This window comes from Kitasatospora sp. NPDC059327 (genome assembly GCF_042752535.1).
Taxonomy (GTDB): Bacteria; Actinomycetota; Actinomycetes; order Streptomycetales; family Streptomycetaceae; genus Kitasatospora.
The window spans coordinates 1-20,986 of record NZ_JBHYYB010000075.1 but is presented as its reverse complement, the minus strand read 5'-3'; the positions used below and the strand labels follow the sequence as shown (position 1 = coordinate 20,986).

20 protein-coding genes are annotated in these 20,986 nt (G+C 73.5%); 9 read left to right on the top strand and 11 right to left on the bottom strand.

What is annotated here, in order from left to right; genetic code table 11:
- Nucleotides 1-11 precede the first annotated feature (11 nt).
- Nucleotides 12-1,148: an N-acetylmuramoyl-L-alanine amidase gene (locus ACFXHB_RS32895; protein WP_380578522.1), complete on the bottom strand. Its 1,137-nt coding sequence runs from the start codon at nt 1,146-1,148 to the stop codon at nt 12-14.
- Nucleotides 1,149-1,252: 104 nt separating this feature from the next.
- On the opposite strand from ACFXHB_RS32895, the gene ACFXHB_RS32890 reads away from it, so the two are divergent.
- The 3 genes from ACFXHB_RS32890 (at nt 1,253) to ACFXHB_RS32880 (ending at nt 5,208) form a co-directional block, all read left to right on the top strand.
- A complete protein-coding gene (locus tag ACFXHB_RS32890) occupies nt 1,253-2,044 on the top strand; it encodes a TIGR03089 family protein (RefSeq protein WP_380578520.1) in 792 nt (263 codons plus the stop codon).
- A 36-nt stretch (nt 2,045-2,080) separates the two neighbouring features.
- A complete protein-coding gene (locus ACFXHB_RS32885) occupies nt 2,081-3,337 on the top strand; it encodes an LCP family protein (RefSeq protein ID WP_380578518.1) in 1,257 nt (418 codons plus the stop codon).
- 212 nt (nt 3,338-3,549) lie between these two features.
- The gene (locus ACFXHB_RS32880; protein WP_380578516.1) at nt 3,550-5,208 is read left to right on the top strand and encodes an LCP family protein; all 1,659 of its coding nucleotides are present in this window, start codon (nt 3,550-3,552) and stop codon (nt 5,206-5,208) included.
- A gap of 3 nt (nt 5,209-5,211) precedes the next feature.
- Here ACFXHB_RS32880 and ACFXHB_RS32875 read toward each other — a convergent pair whose 3' ends face one another.
- Nucleotides 5,212-5,829 carry an acyltransferase gene (locus ACFXHB_RS32875; protein ID WP_380578514.1) on the bottom strand — a complete coding sequence of 206 codons (618 nt, stop codon included), beginning with the start codon at nt 5,827-5,829 and terminating at the stop codon, nt 5,212-5,214.
- A 65-nt stretch (nt 5,830-5,894) separates the two neighbouring features.
- Nucleotides 5,895-6,935 carry a glycosyltransferase family 2 protein gene (locus ACFXHB_RS32870; protein ID WP_380578512.1) on the bottom strand — a complete coding sequence of 347 codons (1,041 nt, stop codon included), beginning with the start codon at nt 6,933-6,935 and terminating at the stop codon, nt 5,895-5,897.
- A 164-nt stretch (nt 6,936-7,099) separates the two neighbouring features.
- Here ACFXHB_RS32870 and ACFXHB_RS32865 point away from each other — a divergent pair, with 164 nt between their 5' ends.
- Entirely contained in the window at nt 7,100-8,656 is a 1,557-nt protein-coding gene (locus ACFXHB_RS32865; protein ID WP_380578510.1) for an LCP family protein, read from the top strand.
- Between the two features lie 185 nt (nt 8,657-8,841).
- On the opposite strand, the gene ACFXHB_RS32860 is transcribed toward ACFXHB_RS32865, so the two are convergent.
- The 3 genes from ACFXHB_RS32860 to ssuE all read right to left on the bottom strand — a co-directional run bounded on the left by ACFXHB_RS32860 (nt 8,842) and on the right by ssuE (nt 13,096).
- Nucleotides 8,842-11,412 (bottom strand): ABC transporter permease, encoded by a 2,571-nt coding sequence (locus tag ACFXHB_RS32860; protein ID WP_380578508.1) that lies wholly within the window; start codon nt 11,410-11,412, stop codon nt 8,842-8,844.
- Between the two features lie 14 nt (nt 11,413-11,426).
- Nucleotides 11,427-12,215, bottom strand: a complete 789-nt coding sequence (locus ACFXHB_RS32855) for an ABC transporter ATP-binding protein (protein WP_380578506.1) — start codon at nt 12,213-12,215, stop codon at nt 11,427-11,429.
- A gap of 326 nt (nt 12,216-12,541) precedes the next feature.
- Nucleotides 12,542-13,096, bottom strand: a complete 555-nt coding sequence (ssuE, locus tag ACFXHB_RS32850) for an NADPH-dependent FMN reductase (RefSeq protein ID WP_380578504.1) — start codon at nt 13,094-13,096, stop codon at nt 12,542-12,544.
- A gap of 538 nt (nt 13,097-13,634) precedes the next feature.
- Here ssuE and ACFXHB_RS32845 point away from each other — a divergent pair.
- On the top strand, nt 13,635-14,993 hold the full coding sequence (locus tag ACFXHB_RS32845; RefSeq protein ID WP_380578502.1) for an LCP family protein: 1,359 nt from the start codon (nt 13,635-13,637) through the stop codon (nt 14,991-14,993).
- A 49-nt stretch (nt 14,994-15,042) separates the two neighbouring features.
- Nucleotides 15,043-15,513 (top strand): hypothetical protein, encoded by a 471-nt coding sequence (locus ACFXHB_RS32840; RefSeq protein WP_380578500.1) that lies wholly within the window; start codon nt 15,043-15,045, stop codon nt 15,511-15,513.
- A gap of 14 nt (nt 15,514-15,527) precedes the next feature.
- On the opposite strand, the gene ACFXHB_RS32835 is transcribed toward ACFXHB_RS32840, so the two are convergent.
- Both ACFXHB_RS32835 and ACFXHB_RS32830 read right to left on the bottom strand, forming a co-directional pair.
- Nucleotides 15,528-16,343 carry an arylamine N-acetyltransferase gene (locus ACFXHB_RS32835; protein ID WP_380578498.1) on the bottom strand — a complete coding sequence of 272 codons (816 nt, stop codon included), beginning with the start codon at nt 16,341-16,343 and terminating at the stop codon, nt 15,528-15,530.
- A gap of 157 nt (nt 16,344-16,500) precedes the next feature.
- Nucleotides 16,501-16,995, bottom strand: a complete 495-nt coding sequence (locus ACFXHB_RS32830) for a peptidylprolyl isomerase (protein ID WP_380578496.1) — start codon at nt 16,993-16,995, stop codon at nt 16,501-16,503.
- Nucleotides 16,996-17,314: 319 nt separating this feature from the next.
- Here ACFXHB_RS32830 and ACFXHB_RS32825 point away from each other — a divergent pair, with 319 nt between their 5' ends.
- The 3 genes from ACFXHB_RS32825 (at nt 17,315) to ACFXHB_RS32815 (ending at nt 18,722) form a co-directional block, all read left to right on the top strand.
- Entirely contained in the window at nt 17,315-17,929 is a 615-nt protein-coding gene (locus ACFXHB_RS32825) for an NAD(P)H-dependent oxidoreductase (protein WP_380578494.1), read from the top strand.
- Nucleotides 17,930-18,104: 175 nt separating this feature from the next.
- The gene (locus ACFXHB_RS32820) at nt 18,105-18,332 is read left to right on the top strand and encodes a hypothetical protein (RefSeq protein WP_380578492.1); all 228 of its coding nucleotides are present in this window, start codon (nt 18,105-18,107) and stop codon (nt 18,330-18,332) included.
- A 117-nt stretch (nt 18,333-18,449) separates the two neighbouring features.
- The gene (locus ACFXHB_RS32815) at nt 18,450-18,722 is read left to right on the top strand and encodes a hypothetical protein (protein ID WP_380578490.1); all 273 of its coding nucleotides are present in this window, start codon (nt 18,450-18,452) and stop codon (nt 18,720-18,722) included.
- 65 nt (nt 18,723-18,787) lie between these two features.
- Here ACFXHB_RS32815 and ACFXHB_RS32810 read toward each other — a convergent pair whose 3' ends face one another.
- The 3 genes from ACFXHB_RS32810 to ACFXHB_RS32800 form a co-directional block, all read right to left on the bottom strand.
- Entirely contained in the window at nt 18,788-19,273 is a 486-nt protein-coding gene (locus ACFXHB_RS32810) for a GNAT family N-acetyltransferase (RefSeq protein ID WP_380578488.1), read from the bottom strand.
- A 142-nt stretch (nt 19,274-19,415) separates the two neighbouring features.
- Nucleotides 19,416-20,657: a beta-ketoacyl-[acyl-carrier-protein] synthase family protein gene (locus tag ACFXHB_RS32805; protein WP_380578486.1), complete on the bottom strand. Its 1,242-nt coding sequence runs from the start codon at nt 20,655-20,657 to the stop codon at nt 19,416-19,418.
- 239 nt (nt 20,658-20,896) lie between these two features.
- A partial coding sequence (locus ACFXHB_RS32800; RefSeq protein WP_144385854.1) for an acyl-CoA dehydrogenase family protein occupies nt 20,897-20,986 on the bottom strand: 90 nt, incomplete at its 5' end.

Below are 20,986 nucleotides of genomic sequence, written 5' to 3'. Positions count from 1 at the left end.
GCCCCCGGGGCTCACCGGGCGTCGCGGCGAGCCGGGCGGGCACCGCTCTGGAGCAGGGCGGCCTGGGTGCGGACGGCGGGGAGCAGCGGGTAGAGGGCCGCGCCGGGGCACTCGGTGTTGAAGGCGTCGCGGTGACCGGAGACGGCGTCGAAGGTGACGCTGGTGCCCTTGGGGTAGCGGCTGGCCGAGGAGGAGGAGACCAGTTGGGTGCGGCCGGCGGCGTCCTGGCCGGTGAGACCGAGCTTCCAGGCGGCGAGCCGGGCCAGCCCGTCCGGCACGGGCGGCGGCGGGGTGTCGGTGACGAAGGTGCCGAGCGCGGCGACGCCCGCCGAGTCGGCGTTGAAGCCCAGGGTGTGCGCGCCGTGCACCGGCAGCTCGGCACCGCCGGCCCGGCCCTCGTAGAGGGTGCCGCAGCGGTCGACCAGGAAGTTGTAGCCGATGTCCCGCCAGCCGTTGCTCTGTACGTGGTACTGGTAGATCGCCCTGATCACCCGGGGCGCGTCGGCGCAGGCGTACTCGGTGGCGGTGGCGGTGTGGTGGACGAAGACCACCCGGACCGGGCCGGTGTACTCGACCTGCGGGTCCCGGAGGGACTCGTCGGCGCCCCAGCCGGCCCGGGTGACGATGGCGGGCCGGGCGGCCTGGTGCCCGTCCGGCGGTTCGGCGGGCAGCGTGCGGGCCGAGGCCGGGGCGGCTCCCCGCCCGGGGTCGACCAGTTCGAGCCGCAGACCGGTCGGCAGTCCGCCGGGGCCGGGGGTGACCCGCACGGCCACACCGTCGCTCGGCCCGGTCCAGAGCGGCGCCGTCGCCCCGCCGCCGGGGGTGTCCGGCCCGTCCTCGCCGTCCGCCTCCAGCTCGTGCCAGCCGCTCCAGACGTGGGTGGCCGCGTCCCTCGTGCGGACCAGGACGGAGCCGCCCGCCAGCGAGCGGGCGGGGTCGTCCCACCCGACCCCGAGCAGTTCGAACGGCCGGGTGGTGCGTGGCGCCAGGGCGCTGCCGGCGGTCAGCGGCAGCGAGGTGACCGAGCCGCCGCCGGCCGACGTCCGGCGCTGCGCGACGGGATCGGTCACGGCCGAGGCGGTGACGGGTTGGAGGAGCAGAACGGCGGTGCAGCCGGCAAGGGCGGCGACCGGGAAAGAGATACCCATAAAAGGGATGTTCACCGCAAAACACCCCGCCCGCCAGGCCGCCCCGCGCAGGGTCCGGCACCCCTCCCGGTCGCCCACCCGAAGGCCGTAGGCTGGGGCTCACCATGACTGCGCTTTTCGCTGCCGATGCCCGAACCCCCGTCGAGCTGCTGCACGCATTCCTGCGAGGTGGCACTCCCTCAGTCGACCCCGCGGCTCCGCTGGTCACCTTCTACGACGACGCCACCGGCGAACGGGTGGAGCTCTCCGCCCGCACCTTCGACAACTGGGTGGCCAAGACCGCCAACCTGCTCCAGGACGAGCTGAACGCCGGCCCCGGCGACCGGGCCGCCCTCCTGCTGCCCGCCCACTGGCAGAGCGCCGTCTGGCTGCTCGCCTGCTGGTCGGTCGGAGTGACGGCGGTGCCGGGCGGCGACCCCGCCGGCGCCGACCTGGTGGTCAGCGGACCGGACGGCCTGGAGGCCGCCCAGGCCTGCGAGGGCGAACGGGTGGCCCTCGCCCTCCGCCCGCTCGGCGGCCGCTTCCCGCAGCGCCCGGACGGCTTCCTGGACTACGCCGCCGAGGTGCCCGGCCAGGGCGACCGCTTCGCGCCGTACTCCCCCGTCACCCCGGACGCGCCCGCGCTGGAGACCGGCATCGACGGCCTGCCGCTGAAGCTGACCGGCGACCAGACCGTCCAGCTGGCCCGGGAGGGCGCGGCCCGGCTCGGCATCACGGCCGGCGACCGGGTGCTCTCCACCCACTCCTACGAGGACTGGGCGGGCCTGGAGGCCGGCCTGCTGGCCCCGCTCGCGGCGGGCGCCTCGGTGGTGCTCTGCCGCAACTCGGAGGGCCTGAGCGCCGAGCAGTGGGAGAAGCGCACCGAGTCCGAACGGGTGACACTGCGCCTCGGGTAACCCCCGGGTCCGGCCGTGCGGGTAGGTATCCCTGCCATGGCCGAGGACGACACCGAGCACCCCCCGACCGAGAACCCCCCGAGCGGGGACGCCCAGGAGACCCCGGGCGCCCCGACCAAGCCCCGGCGCAGGCGCCGGCGGTGGTTGATGATCACCGCCGGCGCCCTCGCCTTCCTCCTGGTCGCCTGCGGCGCCGTGCTCTGGATCGCCTACCGCAAGCTGGACGGCAACATCCGGACCGACTCCGCCACCGACCAGTTGCTGGCCCGGCTGGAGGCCGAGCGGCCCAGCCGCACCGCCGGGGCCAAGGGCGCCGAGAACATCCTGCTGATCGGCAGCGACGACCGCACCGGCGCCAACGCCTCCTACGGCGAGGCCGGCGGCCAGCGCTCGGACACCACGATCCTGCTGCACCTGGCGGCGGACCGGAAGCACGCGACCGCGGTCTCCATCCCCCGCGACGTCATGGTCACCGTGCCGGCCTGCGAGAAGCCGGACGGCACCCGGAGCAAGCCGGTCCTGGCCCAGTTCAACTCGGCCTTCGAGACCGGCGGACCGGCCTGCTCGATCCGGGCCGTCGAACAGCTGAGCGGCATCCGGGTGGACCACTACGTGATCCTCGACTTCAACGGCTTCAAGACCATGGTGGACGCCGTGGACGGGGTCGAGGTGTGCGTCCCGCAGGCGATCCACGACAAGGACGCCAAGCTGGACCTGCCCGCCGGCCGGCAGACCCTGCGCGGCGAGCAGGCGCTCGGCTACGTCCGGGCCCGGGAGACCCTCGGCGACGGCAGCGACACCCAGCGGATGGGCCGTCAGCAGCAGTTCCTGGCCGCCCTGATCCGCAAGGTGCAGTCGCAGGGGGTCCTGCTGAACCCGGCCCGGCTCTGGCCGGTGCTGGACGCGGCGACCTCCTCCGTCCGGGCCGACGGCGGCCTCTCCTCGCTCGGCGCGCTCTACGACCTGACCCAGGACCTGCGCGGCATCCCCTCCGCCGACGTGGTGTTCCTGACCGCGCCGCGCCGCCCGTACCGCTTCGACTCGGACCGGGACGAGTTCGTGCAACCGCAGACCACCCAGTTGTTCACGGCGCTGCGCGACGACCGGTCGATCACCGTCCGCCCGCCGGGCTCCCCCGACCCCTCGGCGGTGGCGGGCCCGAGCCCGGGGCCGTCGGGCGCCGTGACGGGGGCGGCCGGATCGGACCGGGCCGCCGGCGCGTCACCCAGCGCGACCGCGCCGCCCTCCTTCGAGGGACGCACCGCGGACGTGGATGCCTGCGCGATCCATTGACCGCTGGTCAGGGTCACCCTTTTGTGTACAGATCATGCCCGGCAAAGGCCTTACCAAGGAATTCCCGGAACGTGATCTGCCTGGTGAATTGCGGTTCCCGAACATGGCGGACATCACACCAGGAACAATTCCCGCACTCGACTCGTCTAGTGTGTCCGGGTCGGCGCGCAGCCCGCGCGCCACCCGTGGACCGGTCGGAGGGAGGGAGCCCCGTGCAGCACGACTGGCAGGAGGTCGACCCCGCCGACCGACAGGTGCCCCCGACCGGGAGCCGGCGCGGGACGCCCGGCCCGGAGGACGGGCCGGACCGGGCCGCGGGCATTCCGGTCCAGCGCCGGCGGACCCCCGCGGCCGAGGCGGCCGCTCCCGCCGCCGCGCACTCCGGCGGCCGGGCCGCCCGCCGCCGGCAGGCGGCCGCCCAGCGCCCCCGCCGGCGGGTGCTGAAGTGGACCGCCGGTGTCGGCGCGCTGGTCCTGGTGGCCGGCTGCGGCGGGGCGTACTACGCGTACCAGCACTTCAACAACAACATCACCGCCGTCAAGGTGCAGCTGGGCAACGAGGAGGAGCGGCCGAAGGCGGCCGGTGACGCGCTCAACATCCTGGTCATCGGCACGGACAGCCGCGAGGGCCTGGGCCGCGAGTACGGCGACGAGGGCAGTGCCGGGCACGCGGACACCACCCTGCTCTTCCACGTCGCCAAGGACCGCAGCAACGCGACCGTGATCAGCGTTCCGCGCGATCTGATGGTGCAGATCCCCGAGTGCGAGATCAATGGCGGCAAGCGGATTCCCGGCTCCGCGCGGACCATGTTCAACGAAAGCCTCGGCCAGGAGGGCCGCGATCCGGGCTGCACCTGGAAGACCGTCGAGAAGATGACGGGAATCCGGGTCGACCACTTCGTGATGGTCAACTTCGATGCCGTGAAGACGCTCTCCACCGCCGTCGGCGGGGTCGAGGTGTGCGCGGCCAAGGACATCAACGACCCGGACTCGCACCTGAGGATGAGCAAGGGCCGGCATGTCGTCCAGGGGGACGACGCCCTGGCCTTCGTCCGCACCCGGCACGCCGTCGGCCTCGGCGGCGACCTCACCCGGATCCCGCTGCAGCAGCAGTTCATCAGCTCGATGATCCGCTCGATCAAGAGCAGTGACACCCTGACCAGCCCGACCAAGCTGTGGAAGCTGGCCGACGCGGCCACCAAGGCGCTCACCGTGGACGACGGGATCGGCAGCGTCGACAAGCTGAAGGACCTGGCGCTGGACATCAGCAAGGTCGACACCAAGAACATCACCTTCACCACCGTGCCGGTGCTGGACGACCCGAAGGACGAGAACCGGCTGGTGCTCAAGCAGCCCGACGCCGGGCAGGTGTTCTCGCTGGTCGCCGCCGACCGCTCGCTCACCGGGACCACCGCGCCGGACGCCACCGGGACCCCCGCCCCGGGGGCCGCGGCGCCGACGACGGCCGCGCCCTCGCCGACCGTCACCACCCCGGCGGTGGACACCAGGGAGGTGCGGGTGGCGGTGCGCAACGGCAGCGGGACGCCCGGGCAGGCCCAGCAGGCCGTCGACAAGCTCCGGGCCAAGGGCTTCACCAAGGCCACGACCGCGCCCAACGCCGCTGCCACGCCGACCAGTTCGGTGACCTACCCGACCGGGAAGGCCGCCGAGGCGGCCGCCCTCGCCGCCTCCCTCGGACTGCCGGCCGAGGCGGTCAAGGAGGACCCGAGGGCGGGCAGCAGGGACGGACTGGCCGTGGTGCTCGGCAAGGACGTCCTGGCCGCCGCCACCAGCGCCTCCGCCGCGCCGACCGAGGCGCCCAAGGACCTCCAGCGCGTCCAGGCGGACGACACCGACGTCTGCGCGAAGTGAGCCTCAGAGCGGGCTGAGCAGGCCGTCCGTCTCGCGGTACCGCTCACCGGTGCGCGGGCACCGCCACCGCTCCCCGCCGTCCGGCTCCAGCGGCTCGCCGGCCCGGCCGACCCACTTGATCCGGCGGGCCGGGACACCCACCACCAGGGCGAAGTCCGGGACGTCCCGGTGCACCACGGCGCCGGCCGCGACCAGCGCCCAGCGGCCGACCGTCACACCGGCCACCAGCACGGCGCGGCCGCCGATCGAACAGCCCTCCCGCAGGGTCACCCCGCGGGCCTGCCAGTCCTCGCCGCGCTTGAGCCGGCCGTCGACCCCGACGGAGCGCGGGTAGAGGTCGTTGGTGAGCACGGCCGCCGGACCGATGAACACCCCGTCCTCGACCACCGCGGGCTCGTACACCAGCGCGTGGTTCTGCAGCTTGACCCGGTCCCCGATCCGCACGCCCGGACCGACGTAGGCGCCGCGTCCGATGACGCAGTCGGCGCCGATCACCGCGTCCTCGCGGACCTGGGCGAGGTGCCAGACGGTCGTCCCGGCGCCGAGCGCCGCCCGGCCGTCCACGTCCGCGCTCGGCTCGACCCGGGCACCGACGACGGACCCGCCCTCAACTGTCCCCATGGCGCCCGACGATAGCGTCGGAGCGGGGGCGGTGCGGGCGGGTCCGGGGGATTGGCCGGATCGGGTCAGCGGGCCTCGGTGACCACGTCGGCGGCCGACGGGGCCCGGCTGGCGATGACCCGGCGGGCCAGCGAACGCGGCGAGGTGAGGAAGCCGAATCCCCAGCTGAGGTGCATGGTCGCGAAGGCCACCGGCAGCAGTGCCTTGGCCTTCGCCGAGAGGCCGCGGCCCTCGACCAGGGCGCCGCCGACGATGCCGAGCAGATAGGCGCCGGGCACCGCGAGGAAGGCCGGGTGGACGGCCGCGCCGAGCACCAGACCGAGCGTCACACCGAGGAAGGCGGCCGGCGGGGCGAGGTAGCGGAGGTTGACCGAGCCCTTGTGGTACCGGGTGACGACCCGTCGCCAACGGCCGTAGTCCTTGTACTGCTTGGCCAGCGCCCGCACGGTGGGCCGGGGCCGGTAGGTGACGCTCAGCTGCGGGGTGAACCAGACCAGCCCGCCGTCCTGGCGGATGCGGTAGTTGAGCTCCCAGTCCTGGGCGCGGACGAACTCCTCGTTGTACCCGCCGAGCCGCTCCAGCACCTCGCGCCGGAACACCCCGAGGTAGACGGTGTCCGCCGGGCCGGCCAGGCCGCCGGTGTGGAAGGAGGCGTTGCCGACGCCGATCTTGGAGGTCATCGCGGCGGCGACCGCGTTCTCCCACTCGGTCTCGCCCTCGGCGTGCATGATGCCGCCGACGTTGGCGGCCTCCATCTCGCCGAGCAGCCGGACCGCCGTGGTGATGTAGCCGGGGGTCAGCAGGCCGTGGCCGTCGACGCGGACCACTATCGGATGACTGGAGCCGCGGATCGCGGCGTTCAGCCCGGCGGGGGTGCGACCGGTGGGGTTCTCCACCGTCCTGACCCGTGCGTCCTCGGCGGTCAGTTCGGCGGCGATCAGCGCGGTCCGGTCCGAGGACGGGCCGAGGGCGATCACCACCTCCATCGGCCCGGCGTAGTCCTGTTCCAGGATGTGCCGGACGGCCGTGCGCAGGTGTCGTTCCTCGTTGAGCACCGGCATGATCACGGAGACCGCCGGCAGCTCCTCAGCAGCCTTGGTGTTCATCGGGGCCCACCGTACCGGTGCGGACGGGTCTCCGTCTTGTCCCGGTCTGGGCAACTCCACGCACCACGCGCTGAAGGAACGTTTCGCCGATCGGGCCCACCGTACTCCCCGGCCCCGGCGCGCCCTCACCCGCCCCGGAGCGGGCCGCCCCTACCATCCGAGAGATGCCCGTTCCCCCCCTCTCCACCCGGCCCGGACGGCGGCGCGTCTGGCCCCGCCGCCTGGCCGCCGGCATCGCCTTCGGGGTCCTCACCACCTCCTGCGGCGGCTGGGCGGTCCTGCACGGCCTCTCCTCGATCGACCGGGTGGACGCCTTCAGCGGCGACGCGGTCCGGCCCGCCGACGACGGCTCCACCACCTTCCTGGTGGTCGGCACCGACGAACGGGACGGCATCCCGGAGAAGACCCTCAAGGAGGTGCTGCACGCCGGGGGCGAGTCCTGCCACTGCACGGACACCATGATGATCGTCCAGGTCGCCGGGGACGGCTCCCGGGCCAGCGTGATCAGCATCCCGCGCGACTCGTACCTGGACATCCCCGCCCACCGGGACCAGGTCACCCACAAGGACGTCCCGGCCGGCAAGGGCAAGGTCAACGCCGCGTTCGGGATGGGCGGGCCGCGGCTCACCGTCGCCACCGTGGAGCAGAACACCGGCCTGCGGATCGACCACTACCTCCAGGTGAACTTCGCCGGGTTCGTCTCGGCCGTGGACGCCGTCGGCGGGGTGCGGGTCTGCACGGCCAAACCGCTCAAGGACGAGTACTCCGGCCTCGACCTGCCGGCCGGCACCAGCACCCTGGACGGCGCCGGCGCGCTCAAGTACGTCCGCGCCCGGCACGTGGACGGCAGCTCGGACCTGGGCCGGATGCACCGCCAGCAGAAGTTCGTCGCCGAGCTGCTGCACCAGGTGACCGGCAGCGGCACCCTGTTCAACCCGGTCCGGCTGGCCCGGCTGACGGACAGCCTGCTCGGCTCGGTCAAGGCGGACCAGGACCTCACCGCGGACGACCTGATCACCCTGGCGACCAGGTTGAAGGAACTCTCGGCGGGCCGGGCGGACTTCGCGACCGTGCCGCTGTCGACGGTGGACCACCAGGTGGCCGGCTGGGGCTCGACCGTGCTCTGGGACCAGGCGGGGGCGAAGGCGCTGTTCGACGCCGTCCGGGCCGGCCGGCCGCTGGGCGGTGCGGCGGGCCAGACCGGTCCGGCCCCGGTCGCGCCCGTCGCGCCGGCGCCCGCGACCGATCCGGCGGGGGCCGCCTCCCCAGGCGCCGCGGCGCCCGCGGTCGCCCCCACCGTCGCTCCCGAGCAGGTGCACGTCCAGGTGTTCAACGCGGCCGGGGTCGCCGGGCTCGGCGCCCGGGTCGACGGGGACCTGCGGCGGGCGGGCTTCGCCACCACCGGCGCCCCGTCCAACGCCCCGATGGGGACGGCGGCCGGCCGGACGGCGATCCGCTACGACCCGCGCTGGGCCGAGTCGGCCCGGACGCTGGCCGCCGCGCTGCCGGGCGCCGAGCCGACCGCCGTCCCCGGGCTGGGGCCGACCCTCCAGGTGTACGCCGGCGGGGACTACCCGGCCTCCCCCGGTCCGGTCCCGGCCACGACGCCCGCCCCGGCCCCGGCCGGCACCGGTGCGCCGGCCCCCGCCCCGGTGACCGCGACCACGGCGGCTCCGACACCGGCGGCGGCCGAGAGGGCGTCTGACGTCCGCTGTCCGTGACCCCGGCCGCGCCGGGCCGCGGGTGAGCGGTGCGGGCGCGGGCCCGCGGCCGCCTCGTGCGGGGCGGGGGTCTTCGGCGGGAACGCCGCGGGGGGGGGGGGGGGGGGGCGGCCCCCCCCCCGGGGGGGGGGGGGGGGGCCGCCCCCCCCCCCCCCGCCTCCCCCCGATCCCCCGATCCGGGGGGGTCAGTCCGTCGCGATCGCCGCGAGGACGTTCATCCGGCCGGCCCGGAAGGCCGGCACCAGCGCCGCCAGCAGGCCGATGACCACCGAGGCGATCAGCGTGAGCACGATCGTTCCGGTCGGGACGGCCAGCGTCTCCAGGCCCTGGTCCTTGAGGACCTGCTGGCCGGTGATGCCCCAGGCCAGGCCGAGGCCGGTCCCGAGGATCGCGCCGAACAGGGCGATCACCACGGACTCCAGCCGGATCATCCGGCGCAACTGGCGGCGGGAGAGCCCGATCGCCCGCAGCAGGCCTATCTCGCGGGTCCGCTCCACCACCGAGAGCGCCAGCGTGTTGACGACGCCGAGCACCGCGACCACGATCGCGAGGCCGAGCATGCCGTAGATGATGTAGAGCAGGGAGTTGACCTGCTCCTGGACGAGATCCTTGTAGCCGGCCTGGTCCCGCACGTTGACCTGCGGGTAGTCCTTGAAGGACGCCTCCAGCGCGGCGAGCGTCCCCGCGACGTCCGAGCCGGCCCTGGCCTTGCCGAAGGCGACCGCGTCATTGCCCTGGTCGGTGACCGGAACGGCCTTGCCGAAGGTGTCCAGACCGATGAAGTAGTTGCCGTCGAAGAGCGAGTTGCCCTTGGTCATGATCACACCGACCGGCAGGCTCTGGGTGCGGCCCTGGCCGTAGTCGACGCCGATCCGGTCGCCGATCGCGAGACCGTGGTCCTGGGCGAAGGCCTCTCCGACCGCGATCGCGCCCTGTCCGAGCGCATCCGCGCTGCCGGCCTTGACCGGCAGCTTGAAGTCGACGGTGAAGGTCGGCGAGACCGCCGAGACGCCCTCCGTGGTCGTCTTCCCGTCCGGGGTGGTGAAGACGGCCGGCATGTACTGCTGGCGGGTGATGTGCTCGATGCCGGGCGTGTTCTCGGCCGCCTTCACCATCTCGGCGGTGAGGCCCGTCCGGCCGCCGGAGATGATGTAGTCCGCGCCGACCGACTTGTCGATCTGCTCGTTGGTGGACTTGATCACCGAGGAGGTGAAGACCGAGGCGCCGATCACGAGCGCCAGGCCGATCATCAGCGCGCCGGCCGTGGCACCCGTCCGGCGCGGGTTGCGCATCGCGTTGCGCTGGGCGAGCCGGCCCGAGGGGCCGAACACGGCCGGCAGCAGCGACCCGAGGACCCGGACCACGCTGGTGGCCAGCAGCGGGCCGAGGACGACGAAGCCGATCAGGCTCAGCAGCACCCCCAGACCCAGGTACTGCCCGCCGGTGGCCGCCTTGTCGGCCTTGGCGGCCAGGACCAGCAGGCCGCCACCGCCGGCGGTCAGCACCAGGCCGATCACCGTGCGCACCACGTTGGAGCGGCCCTCGGCCGGGGTGCCGTGGTCGCGCAGGGCCGCCATCGGGGCGATCCGGGCGGCCCGGCGGGCCGGGAACCACGCCGCCACCAGCGTCACCACGATGCCGAGGCCGTAGCCGGCGATCGGCACGTCCGCGGAGATCTGGAGGTCGGCGGCGCTGAGGTTCATGCCGACGGCCTTCATCAGCTGGATCAGGCCGGCCGCCAGGCCCAGGCCCGCGCCGAGCCCGATGGTCGAGCCGAGCACGGCGAGGATCAGCGCCTCGATCAGCACCGAGCGGTTGACCTGCTTGCGGCTGCCGCCGAGGGCGCGCAGCAGCCCGATCTCCCGGGTGCGCTGGGCGACCAGCATGGAGAAGGTGTTGATGATCAGGAACCCGCCGACCAGGGCGGAGATCAGGGCGAAGCCGAGCATCGCGTTCTTCATGAAGCCGAGGAAGGAGCCGACGTCCTTGCTGTTCTCCTCCTTCTGCTCCGCCGCGGTCTTCACCTGGTAGCCGCCGCCCAGCGCGCCGAGGGCGTCCGCCTTCAGCTGCTCGTCGGACCGGCTGCCGTCGCCGAAGGCCTCGACCGAGGTGTAGGCGGTGGTGCCGAGCAGCACCCGCTGGGCGGTGGGGGTGTCCATGAAGACGAGTGCCGCGCCCGGGTTGGTGGTCTTGAAGGTCGCGATACCGGCGATGGTGAAGTCGTACGTGCCGCTGCCGGTGATCACCCGCAGCTTGCCGCCCAGGCCGAGACCGGCCTTCTTGGCGGTGTCCGCGTCGAGCACGACCTGGTCGCCGCCCTGCGGGACGTGCCCCGAGGTGATCTCCACCGAGTTGCGCGGGGTGTCCGTCCAGTTGCCGGTGAGGGTGGGCGCTCCGCTGGTCGGGCCGACCGCCTTGTTGGTGGCGGGGTCGACCAGGGTCGAGTCCTGCGTGAACACCTGGCCGACCGCGGTCTTCACGCCCGGCGCGGCGGCGATCCGCCGCACGGTCTCGACCGGGACGGTCGCCGCCTTGCCGCGGGGCGCGCCGTCCTCGCCCCCGACGCCGCTCTTGGGGGGCTGGACGGAGATGTCCGAGGCGGTCGAGGCGAAGAGCCGGTCGAAGGTGCTGGTGGCGGTGTTGGAGAACACCAGCGTGCCGGACACGAACGCGACCGAGAGGACGATCGCGAGCAGCGAGAGCACCATCCGCCCCTTGTGGGCGAGGAAGCTTCTCAGTGAGGTCTTGAGCAACATGTCCCGGTCCCCGCTCAGCTGGTGCGCTTGCCGTCGAAACGGCGCATGCGTTCGAGGACGGAGTCGGCGGTGGGGGCGTGCATCTCGTCGACGATCACGCCGTCGGCGAGGAAGAGCACGCGGTCCGCGTAGCCGGCGGCGACCGGGTCGTGGGTGACCATGACGATGGTCTGGCCCAGTTCGTCCACCGAGCGGCGCAGGAAGGTCAGCACCTCGGCACCGGCCCGGGAGTCGAGGTTCCCGGTCGGCTCGTCACCGAAGATGATCTCCGGGCGGGCGGCCAGCGCCCGGGCCACCGCGACGCGCTGCTGCTGACCGCCGGAGAGCTGCGTCGGGCGGTGCTTGAGGCGGCCCGCCAGGCCGACCGTCTCGACGACCTGGTCCAGCCAGGCGGTGTCCGGCTTGCGGCCGGCGATGTCCATCGGGAGCGTGATGTTCTCCAGCGCGTTCAGCGTCGGGAGCAGGTTGAACGCCTGGAAGATGAAGCCGATCTTGTCCCGGCGGAGCCTGGTCAGCTGCTTGTCCTTCAGACCGGTGATCTCGGTGTCACCGATCCAGATCCGCCCGTCGGTCACGGTGTCCAGGCCGGCCAGGCAGTGCATCAGGGTCGACTTGCCGGAACCGGAGGGGCCCATGATCGCGGTGAACCGGCCCCGCTGGATGTCGACGTCCACCGCGTCGAGTGCGGTGACCCTGGTCTCGCCGGTGCCGTAGGCCTTGGTCACCTGACGCGCCGAGGCGGCGACGGCGGCGGTGCCGCCGGGAAGCTGGGGGTCGTACACGGCTGCTGCTGCCGTCGTCACTGGATTCTCCTCAGAAGTGGGCCCACCCGTTGACCCCCAGCCTCGTCGGCACCGCCCGCCCCTCGAAAGGGTGCAGGCGGTAGTCCTCGACCGGGTGTCAGCCCCACCCACCCGGTGTGCCCAGGGCCCCCGGACGCACCGGAACCTCGGTCCTGATCCGCACGAGCGGGGATGTGATCCACGTTAGGAGCGACGGGCGAACCGCTCGTCATCCGACGGTATGAAGCGGCCCAACCGTAGTTGTACGGGGCGCGGCGCCCCTCCCCCTAGGGGTCGCCGCCGCCCTCCTCAGGGTCGGCCCGTACGGGACCAGCCCTGACGGATCGTCAGCCCGTGAGGACCGGCGCCGCGAGCCGCTCCAGAGCCACCGCGAAGGCCTCGACCACGGGCGACAGCAGTACGTCCGTCTCCCGCTCGATCACGGTCGTGCCGTCCTCCCGGACGGTGATGTGGCGGTCGAGCACGAACCAACCCTGGGTGATGTGGCCGGCGCCCATCGAACTGAGCACCGGGCGCAGCGCGTAGTCGACCGCGAGCACGTGCGCGGCGGAGCCGCCGGTGGCCAGCGGCAGCACGGCCTTGCCGGTCAGCGCGTACTGCGGCAGGACGTCCAGCAGGGTCTTCAACAGGCCCGAGTAGGCCGCCTTGTAGACCGGGGTGCCGATCACGACGCCGTCCGCCTGGGCGAACAGCTCCAGCGCGGCGACTATCTCGGGGTGGGAGAAGTCCGCCGAGAGCAGTGCGTGCGCGGGCAGGCTGCGCACCTCGAACGGGATGACGCGGTGACCGCGGGATTCGAGCTGCGCGTCGACGTGGCGCAGCAGACGGGTGGTGCGGGAGGTCGCGGACGGGGAGCCGGAAACGGACAGCACGGTGGCCATGGGTTCACCTCGGGGCAGGAAGCGGGGATGGCGCTACGACAGCGGGGACGGCGCTACGACAGCGGAGAGCACGCCACGCGGACAGCGGCGGAGAACGCTGGGAGAAGCTGTGCGGAGAGGAGGGGGTTCGACGGGCGAGCGTCAGCCACGACAGAGCGAACAGGACACACGCTGAAGGTCGACGTGCCGCCGACGCGTGAGGGTCCATCGCTGATCCATGCAGTCATGCAAACACGCAGTGTTCGAACCGGTCAAGGATCGTTCCGGCTGGTGAACACGGGAGGGGACGTTTGGTGAGACGGGCGACCGGCCGTCGGGGCGGGCCGGGGAGCGCGCCGGGCCGCCGTCCGCGACCGCCCCGCGACGCTCCGTGCACCACCGGTGAACGGGCGGACGCACGGGCCGGGGGGACGGGCGTGAGAACGGGCGTGAGAACTTGCGGTGGAACGATCCGGCACGTGCATCAAAACTGCTACAAGGGCCCTGGCGGGGGCCCCGGGGGGAGTCACCACACCCCGCGTCGGGCATTCTCTCCCACATGAACACGTGGCAGGAGGGCCGCCCGGGCGGCGGCAACGGCGGCGGCGCATCAGGGCGCGGCGGTGGCGGCAGGGCGGCCGAGCCGCCGCTGCCGTCCTCGCTGAACCCCCGCGGCCCGGGGGCCCCGGCGCCGCGACAGCCGCAGGAGTACGGCCGGGCGCAGCCGCCGGCCCAGGACCGGACGCGGCCACCGGGCCAGGCGCCCGGGTACGGGCCGCCCCAGGGCTACGGGCAGCCCCAGCCGTACGGGCAGCAGCCGGACGGCCGCCCCGGCGTGCCCGCGCAGGGCCCGGGCGGGCCCGGCGGCCCCGGCACGCCCGGCGGGCCGATAGCCCCGGGCGGCACCCAGCCGCCCGCCGCCAGGCCCTCGCGCTGGCCCCGGCGCCGGATCGTCAAGTGGTCGGTGTTCGGCCTGCTGATCGCCATGATGGTCACCGCCGTCTCCACCTGGTTCTGGGCCGACTCCAAGCTCAACCACGAGAACGTGCTCGCCGACTACCCCGGCCGCCCCGCGGCCGGGAAGGGCACCAACTGGCTGATCGTCGGCTCCGACAGCCGCGACGGCCTCTCCGACTCCCAGGAGGAGGACCTGCACACCGGCCACGCGGGCGGCAAGCGCAGTGACTCGATGATGATCCTGCACATCGGGGACAGTGGGAACACCCTGATGAGCATCCCGCGCGACTCCTGGGTGCCGATCCCCGAACACCCCGGCGAGAACGGCAAGACGGTCAAGGCGACCACCTCGAAGATCAATTCGGCCTTCGCCGCCGGCGGCGGCAAGCTGCTCGCGCAGACCGTCGAGCTCAACACCGGCCTGCGCATCGACCACTACGCCGAGATCGGCTTCGCCGGCTTCGTGGGCATCGTCGACTCCGTCGGCGGGGTGGACATGTGCATCGACCAGGACGTGAAGGACAAGGACTCCGGTCTCGACCTCAAGGCCGGCTGCCAGAGCCTGACCGGCACCCAGGCCCTGGCCTTCGTCCGCCAGCGCCACCAGATGGCCGACCAGGACCTCGGCCGGATGCGCAACCAGCAGAAGTTCCTCGGCGCACTGGCCAAGCAGGCCGCCTCCCCCGCCACCGTGCTGAACCCGTTCACCTTCTACCCGCTGGTGGACTCCGGCCTCGGCACCCTGATCGTGGACGACGACGCCGGCCTGACCGACCTCGGCTCGCTCTTCCTCGCCATGAAGGACGTCAACGGCGGCAGCGGCAAGAGCATCACCGTCCCGATCGCCAACCCGGACTTCAGGACCAACACCGGTGAATCCGCGGTCAAGTGGGACTCCGCCAAGGCCAAGCAGGTCTTCGACGCCTTCAAGAACGACACCGCCGTGCCGGACCTGAAGTGACACCCCGACCCTGCGTGACGGCGCGTTACCGTGCCGACACAATGGGTGGATGTCTCTCGTCACCGCGCTGATCTACCGCCGCCGTCACCGCCTCCTGGGCCGCCTGGTCCAGGAGGCGCTCGCGTTCTACGGGATGGAGGTGCCGGCCGCCGCCGAGATCGGACCGGGGCTGACGGTCTTCCACCGCGGCTTCGGCACCGTGCTGCACCCGTACACCACGCTCGGCGCGGACGTGACGCTCTACAACGGGGTGACGATCGGGCGGGCCGACCCGTGGGTGCCGCAGGAGCGCAGCGCCATGCGACGGGTGGTGGTGGAGGACGGCGCGGTGCTCTGCGCCGGGGCCAAGGTGGTCTGCAAGGAGGGCGTGCTGACGGTCGGCGCCGGCACCGTCGTGGGGGCCAACGCCGTCCTCACCCGCTCCACCGGTCCCGGTGAGGTCTGGGCCGGCGTCCCGGCCCGCAAGGTGGGGCTGCGGGAGGGGTCCTGGCAGCCGCCCGTCGCCCGGGCGGCCGTCTGAGGCCGGTCCGCCGCTCAGGCGGCGGGTGCCGGGGGCACGGGCAGGCGGTCGAGGGTGATGCCGAAGAGCTCGCGGTAGGCGGCCAGGGCGTCGGCCTCGTCGAGGAGTTCCTCGTCGCGCGCGCCGTCGGGGCCGGTGCGGACCAGCCGGGCGCCGCCGAGAGTGACCCGGCCGCCGTCCTCGGTGAGCCGTGAGCAGGTCGACGAGCGGGTGAAGTGCGAGTCGGGCGAGGTGGTCCGCCACCAGCAGGTCGGCACGAAGTCGGCCAGCCGGTGGGGTCGCAGGCCGAGCCGGTACTGCGGCCGGCCGGCCATCAGCACGTCGAGTTCGTCGTCGCCGTGCGGCACCAGGGTGAACTCGCCGCCGGGATCGCGCTGCGGACCGCGCTCGTCCAGGCGCAGCGGGAGGTGACTGAACCGGCCGAAGCCGACATCGGCCAGCCACGGCCCGTCCAGCTCCACCCGCAGGGCGAGGTGGTCGAACGGCGGGCCGGTCCGGTCCCCGTCGAAGACCCGGGCGCCGAGCAGCTCCACCCGGTGGCCGAGCGCGCGCAGCAGCTCGGCGAAGAGGCCGTTGAGTTCGTAGCAGAAGCCGCCACGACGGCGGAGGACGAGCTTCTCGAACAGCGCGCCGGTGTCGAGGGCGACGGGCTCCCCGAGCCCGATGCCGAGGTTCTCGAACGGCACGGCGCCCAGGTGCGCGCGGTGCAGCTCGGCCAGGGAGGCCGGGGAGGGCCGGTCGGGGCGCCGCAGGCCGAGCCGGGCCAGGTAGGCGTCCACCTGGGTGTCGGTGAGGCCGTCGACGGCCGAAGGGTGATCCACGGCGTCCATTCCAGCGTGCCGGCCGACCTCGGGCCATCGGTCGTCGGTCGTAGGTCCAGCGGCCCGCGACCGGCCGGACGGGCGCGGTGCCGGGGCCGGGACGCGCGAGGAGCAGGAGGCCGGCCGCGCCGCCCTCCTGCTCCTCGAACCGCCGGAAGGTCCGGCCTCAGGCCACGATGCCCGAGTCGGCGATGGTGACCTTCGCCGAGGTGCGACCGCTCTGCGAGCCGTAGGACTCGATCTTCGTCACGAGGTCGAGGTTCTCGACGACCTCGCCGAAGACGACGTGCTTGCCGTCCAGCCAGTCGGTGACGATGGTGGTGATGAAGAACTGCGAACCGTTGGTGTTGCGGCCCGCGTTGGCCATCGAGAGCTGGCCCGGCTTGGTGTGCTTGAGCGTGAAGTTCTCGTCCGCGAACTTCTCGCCGTAGATGCTCTTGCCGCCGGTGCCGTCACCGCGGGTGAAGTCGCCACCCTGCAGCATGAAGCCCGGGATGACGCGGTGGAACGAGGAGCCCTTGAAGCCGAAGCCGTGCTCGCCCGTGGCCAGCTCACGGAAGTTCTTGGCGGTCTTCGGGACGATGTCGTCGAAGAGCTTGAAGACGATGCGCCCGGCCGGCTCGTCGTTGATGGTGATGTCGAAGTAAACGTTGGAACCCATGCAGGGATCATGGCATGCCGCCTTCCCGGACGCGCGACGGCCCCGCGCGCGGGGCGGGCCGGGGCGCCGGACGGGCCGGGGCCGGGGGGCGAGCAACCGGTGGAGCCCGGCGAGGACCGTCGGCAGCGCGCGGTCCGGCGGCCGGCCGGCCGGGACCTCGCGGTGGCGCTCCGCGCGGCCCTCGGCGACGGCCTCGGAGAACGCCCCGGCGGCGGTGACGGGCTCCGGCCCGGTCCGGCCCGCGCACCCTCCCCCGCCCGGGTGGCACGGGGCAAGGCCTAGCATCGCCCTCGAACCGACCGACGAGGGGGAACGGGACATGACCGTGAGCACGGACACCAGGCGGATCGGCGTCTATCTGGCGCACCCGCGGCCGGGCAGCTTCAACCACGCGCTGTTCGAGGCCGTCGTGGACGAACTGCGCGGCCGCGGCTGCGAGGTGCGCGCGCACGACCTCTGCGCGGAGGGGTTCCCGGCCGCGCTCACCGCCGAGGAGACCGGGACGGTCTCCGCCGCGGCCGGGACGGACGATCCGCGGCTGGCGCTGCACCGGGCGGAGGTGGCCACGCTCGACGCGCTCGTCCTGATCCACCCCAACTGGTGGGGCATGCCGCCGGCCGTCCTGACCGGGTGGGTGCAGCGGGTGCTCGCGCCCGGCGTGGCCTACAAGCTCGGAACGGCGGACGGCGAACCGGCCGGACTGCTCCGCGCGGGGCGGGCGTTGGTGCTGAACACCTCCGACACCCCGGAGGAGCGCGAGCGGGACGAGTTCGGTGATCCGCTGCAGCGGATCTGGGCCGCCTGCGTACTGCCGTACGTCGGTGTGACGGACGTGCGGCGGACCGTCTTCCGTACGGTGACGGACTCGGCCGACGCGGACCGCGCGCGGTGGCTGCGCCAGGCGCGGCAGGAGGCGGCCGCGCTGATCGGCTGAGTCGGGCCGGAGGCCGGGCCCGGGCGGGAGTGGACGGCCGTCGTCGCCGCGACCGACCTCGGTGCCGGGCCGGGGTGGCGGTGGCGCCGTCCGTGCTAGAACCGGCGGCGGCGGGCGGGCGCGTACACCCGCGCCGCCGTGCGATCCCATGTCACCGACCACCTTCGGGAGACCCATGTCCACCGCACGCACCGCCCGCACCGGCTCCGTCCGCCTGCTCCTGGCCGTCCTCGCGGCGGTGACGCTGGTGCTCTCCGGCGCCGCCGCCGCGGGCACCGCCGGCGCCGCGACCACCACCGCCACCGCCCTCAACGGGCTGGACGGCACCTGGGCCTGCACCGTCCCGTCCGGGTACGTCTACGACCAGGTGTCCATGAACCGGACCTGCAGCTCCGGCAGTTGAAACGCCCCGCAGTTCCATCTGCGGACCCCGGCCGACGGGCTGACCGCGTGTACCGGCGCGCCCGGCTTCGTCCACGACGCCATCACCTGGGGCAGCGCCTGCAGCCAGCAGCCCGGAGTGACGGCCAACGCCTACCACCTGCGGACGCCGGTCGACGGGCTCACCGCCTGCGGGGGCACCCCCGCGTTCACCTACGACCGCATCACCTACACGAGCGCGTGCAGTCTGCAGCCCGGCGTCCAGGCCACCACCTTCCACCTCCGCAAGCCGGTCAACGGCCTCTGGGCCTGCACCGTGCCCTCCGGGTTCACGTACAGCACGACCACCCAGAACACGGACTGCAGCTACACGCAGGGCGTCCCCTCCACCAAGTACCTCCTGCTCGGCTGAGACCCCGCGCACCGCCGGAGCGGGAGGTCGGCCGGGCCGACTTCCCGCTCCTCCCCTCCCCGGGGTCAGGCCGGCGGCAGTGCGAGCTCCGCCACCTCCTGGTCACCGCTGAACTCGCCGGTGGGGCGGAACCCGAGCCGGGCGTAGAAGCCGGCCGGACCGTCGTCGCCCGGCACGTAGGTGACCGTCGCCCGCCGGCCGCCGCGGCGGCGGATCTCGGCGCAGACCTGCTCGACCGCGAAGCGGCCGTAGCCGCCGCGCTGGGCGTCGGCGGCGATGTTGAGGCGCCAGAGGCCGGAGCGCGGCAGGTCACCCGGCCGGTCGGGGTAGAAGGTGATGTCGAAGAACGCCATCACGAACCCGACCAGCCGGTCGCCGTCGAAGACCAGCCGGGGCCAGGCCCGCTCGCCGTGCGCGTACGCCTCCGCCAGGGACTTGACCACCGGGGAGACCAGTCGCTCCTGGTCCGGCCGCGCCTGCAGCGCGAGCGCGGCGTCGACGGTGTCGGGGGTGACGGGTTCCAGCCTCAGGGCCGGTGATGACGTAGCCATGGCGCCGACCCTAACCAGCGACGACCGGGCCGGTCGCACGGTTTGTTCACGCCCCGGGGCTGTCCACGACGCGGGGTCCACGACCCGGGCTTGTTCACGGCGCGGGCTTGTTCACGACGCGGGGTCCACGACCCGGGCTTGTTCACGACGCGGCGCGGGCCGCCGGCGCCGGGGTGAAGACCAGCGTCGCGTTGTGGCCGCCGAACCCGAAGGAGTTGGTCAGCGCCGCGGTCAGCGCGCCGCGGCGCGGGGCACCAGCGACCACGTCCAGCTTCACGGCCGGGTCCACGGTGTCGAGGTTCCGGGTGGCCGGCACCACGCCGTCGCGAAGGGCGAGGACGGCGGCGAGCGCGCCGAGCGCGCCGGCCGCGCCGAAGAGGTGGCCGGTCATCGATTTGGTCGCCGTGACGACCGGGTGGAGCCCGATCGCCTCGGCCACCGACTCCGCCTCGACCAGATCGCCCAGCGGGGTCGAGGTGGCGTGGGCGTGGACGTGGGAGATGTCGCGCGGGGCCAGGCCCGCCTCGGCCACCGCCCGGCGCATCGCGCGGACCTGCCCCTCGGCCGCCGCCGCGGTGATGTGGAACGCGTCCGAGGTGACCGCCGCCCCGGCGAGCGTGGCATGCGCCCGGACCGAGCGGGCCGCGGCGAACCCGGCCCGTTCCAGGACGACCACCACCGAGCCCTCGCCGATCACGAAGCCGTCCCGGCCGACGTCGAACGGACGGGAGGCCAGCTCGGGCTCGTCGTTGCGGGTGGAATGCGCCCTGGCCTGGGCGAACCCGGCCAGCGGAAGCGGGCAGACACAGGCCTCCGCGCCGCCCGCCACCACCACGTCCGCCCGGCCGAGCCGGATGAGGTCCAGGCCCATCGCGATCGCCTCGGCCCCGGACGCGCAGGCGCTGACCGGGGTGTGCGCGCCGGCCCGCGCGCCCAACTCGATGCTGACCCAGGCCGCCGGGCCGTTCGCCATCAGCATCGGCACGGTGTGCGGGGACACCTTCCGCACGCCGGAGGCCTCCAGGACGTCGTCCTGTCCGAGCATGGTGAGCGCGCCGCCGGTACCGGTACCGATCACCACGGCCAGCCGCTCCGGATCCACCTCGGGCGCCCCCGCGTCGGCCCAGGCCTGCCGGGCGGCGATCAGCGCCACCTGTTGGCAGCGGTCCATCCGCCGGGCCCGCACCCGGTCCAGCACCTCGGACGGCTCGACCTTCAACCGCCCGGCGATCCGCACCGGCAGCCCGGCCGCCCACTCGTCCTCGATCGCCCGGATCCCGGACCGCCCGGCCAGCATCCCGGCCCAGGTCGAGGCGACGTCCCCGCCGAGCGGCGTCGTCGCACCCAGCCCGGTGACCAGCACCCGGTCGTTGTCGGCACTCATCGACCGAACCCCCTGCCTGTAGTGGAGATTGTGAGAGAGACACAACTCCCCGCACCGGTGAGTACGGGGAGCCGTGGACTCATCTGCCACCTTGCCAGGGCATTGATGATCATTCAGATGAGCAACGCAACCGATTCGACCTGAAGGTCTTTGTAGGTTTCTCACACAGGCCGGGTGTCCACGCCGCGACCTCGGACCAGGGTGTGCGGTGGGGTGCCCGGGGGCGCCCCACCGACGCGCTACGGCAGGTTGCGGGCCATCACGATCCGCTGGACCTGGTTGGTGCCCTCGTAGATCTGCGTGATCTTCGCGTCCCGCATCATCCGCTC

What these genes read in the sequence shown, in the direction of transcription:
- ACFXHB_RS32895 (WP_380578522.1), bottom strand. Translation starts at nt 1,148, where the DNA reads ATGGGTATCTCTTTCCCGGTCGCCGCCCTTGCCGGCTGCACCGCCGTT.
- ACFXHB_RS32890 (WP_380578520.1), top strand. Translation starts at nt 1,253, where the DNA reads ATGACTGCGCTTTTCGCTGCCGATGCCCGAACCCCCGTCGAGCTGCTG.
- ACFXHB_RS32885 (WP_380578518.1), top strand. Translation starts at nt 2,081, where the DNA reads ATGGCCGAGGACGACACCGAGCACCCCCCGACCGAGAACCCCCCGAGC.
- ACFXHB_RS32875 (WP_380578514.1), bottom strand. Translation starts at nt 5,829, where the DNA reads ATGGGGACAGTTGAGGGCGGGTCCGTCGTCGGTGCCCGGGTCGAGCCG.
- ACFXHB_RS32870 (WP_380578512.1), bottom strand. Translation starts at nt 6,935, where the DNA reads ATGAACACCAAGGCTGCTGAGGAGCTGCCGGCGGTCTCCGTGATCATG.
- ACFXHB_RS32865 (WP_380578510.1), top strand. Translation starts at nt 7,100, where the DNA reads ATGCCCGTTCCCCCCCTCTCCACCCGGCCCGGACGGCGGCGCGTCTGG.
- ACFXHB_RS32860 (WP_380578508.1), bottom strand. Translation starts at nt 11,412, where the DNA reads ATGTTGCTCAAGACCTCACTGAGAAGCTTCCTCGCCCACAAGGGGCGG.
- ssuE (WP_380578504.1), bottom strand. Translation starts at nt 13,096, where the DNA reads ATGGCCACCGTGCTGTCCGTTTCCGGCTCCCCGTCCGCGACCTCCCGC.
- ACFXHB_RS32845 (WP_380578502.1), top strand. Translation starts at nt 13,635, where the DNA reads ATGAACACGTGGCAGGAGGGCCGCCCGGGCGGCGGCAACGGCGGCGGC.
- ACFXHB_RS32840 (WP_380578500.1), top strand. Translation starts at nt 15,043, where the DNA reads ATGTCTCTCGTCACCGCGCTGATCTACCGCCGCCGTCACCGCCTCCTG.
- ACFXHB_RS32835 (WP_380578498.1), bottom strand. Translation starts at nt 16,343, where the DNA reads ATGGACGCCGTGGATCACCCTTCGGCCGTCGACGGCCTCACCGACACC.
- ACFXHB_RS32830 (WP_380578496.1), bottom strand. Translation starts at nt 16,995, where the DNA reads ATGGGTTCCAACGTTTACTTCGACATCACCATCAACGACGAGCCGGCC.
- ACFXHB_RS32825 (WP_380578494.1), top strand. Translation starts at nt 17,315, where the DNA reads ATGACCGTGAGCACGGACACCAGGCGGATCGGCGTCTATCTGGCGCAC.
- ACFXHB_RS32820 (WP_380578492.1), top strand. Translation starts at nt 18,105, where the DNA reads ATGTCCACCGCACGCACCGCCCGCACCGGCTCCGTCCGCCTGCTCCTG.
- ACFXHB_RS32810 (WP_380578488.1), bottom strand. Translation starts at nt 19,273, where the DNA reads ATGGCTACGTCATCACCGGCCCTGAGGCTGGAACCCGTCACCCCCGAC.
- ACFXHB_RS32805 (WP_380578486.1), bottom strand. Translation starts at nt 20,657, where the DNA reads ATGAGTGCCGACAACGACCGGGTGCTGGTCACCGGGCTGGGTGCGACG.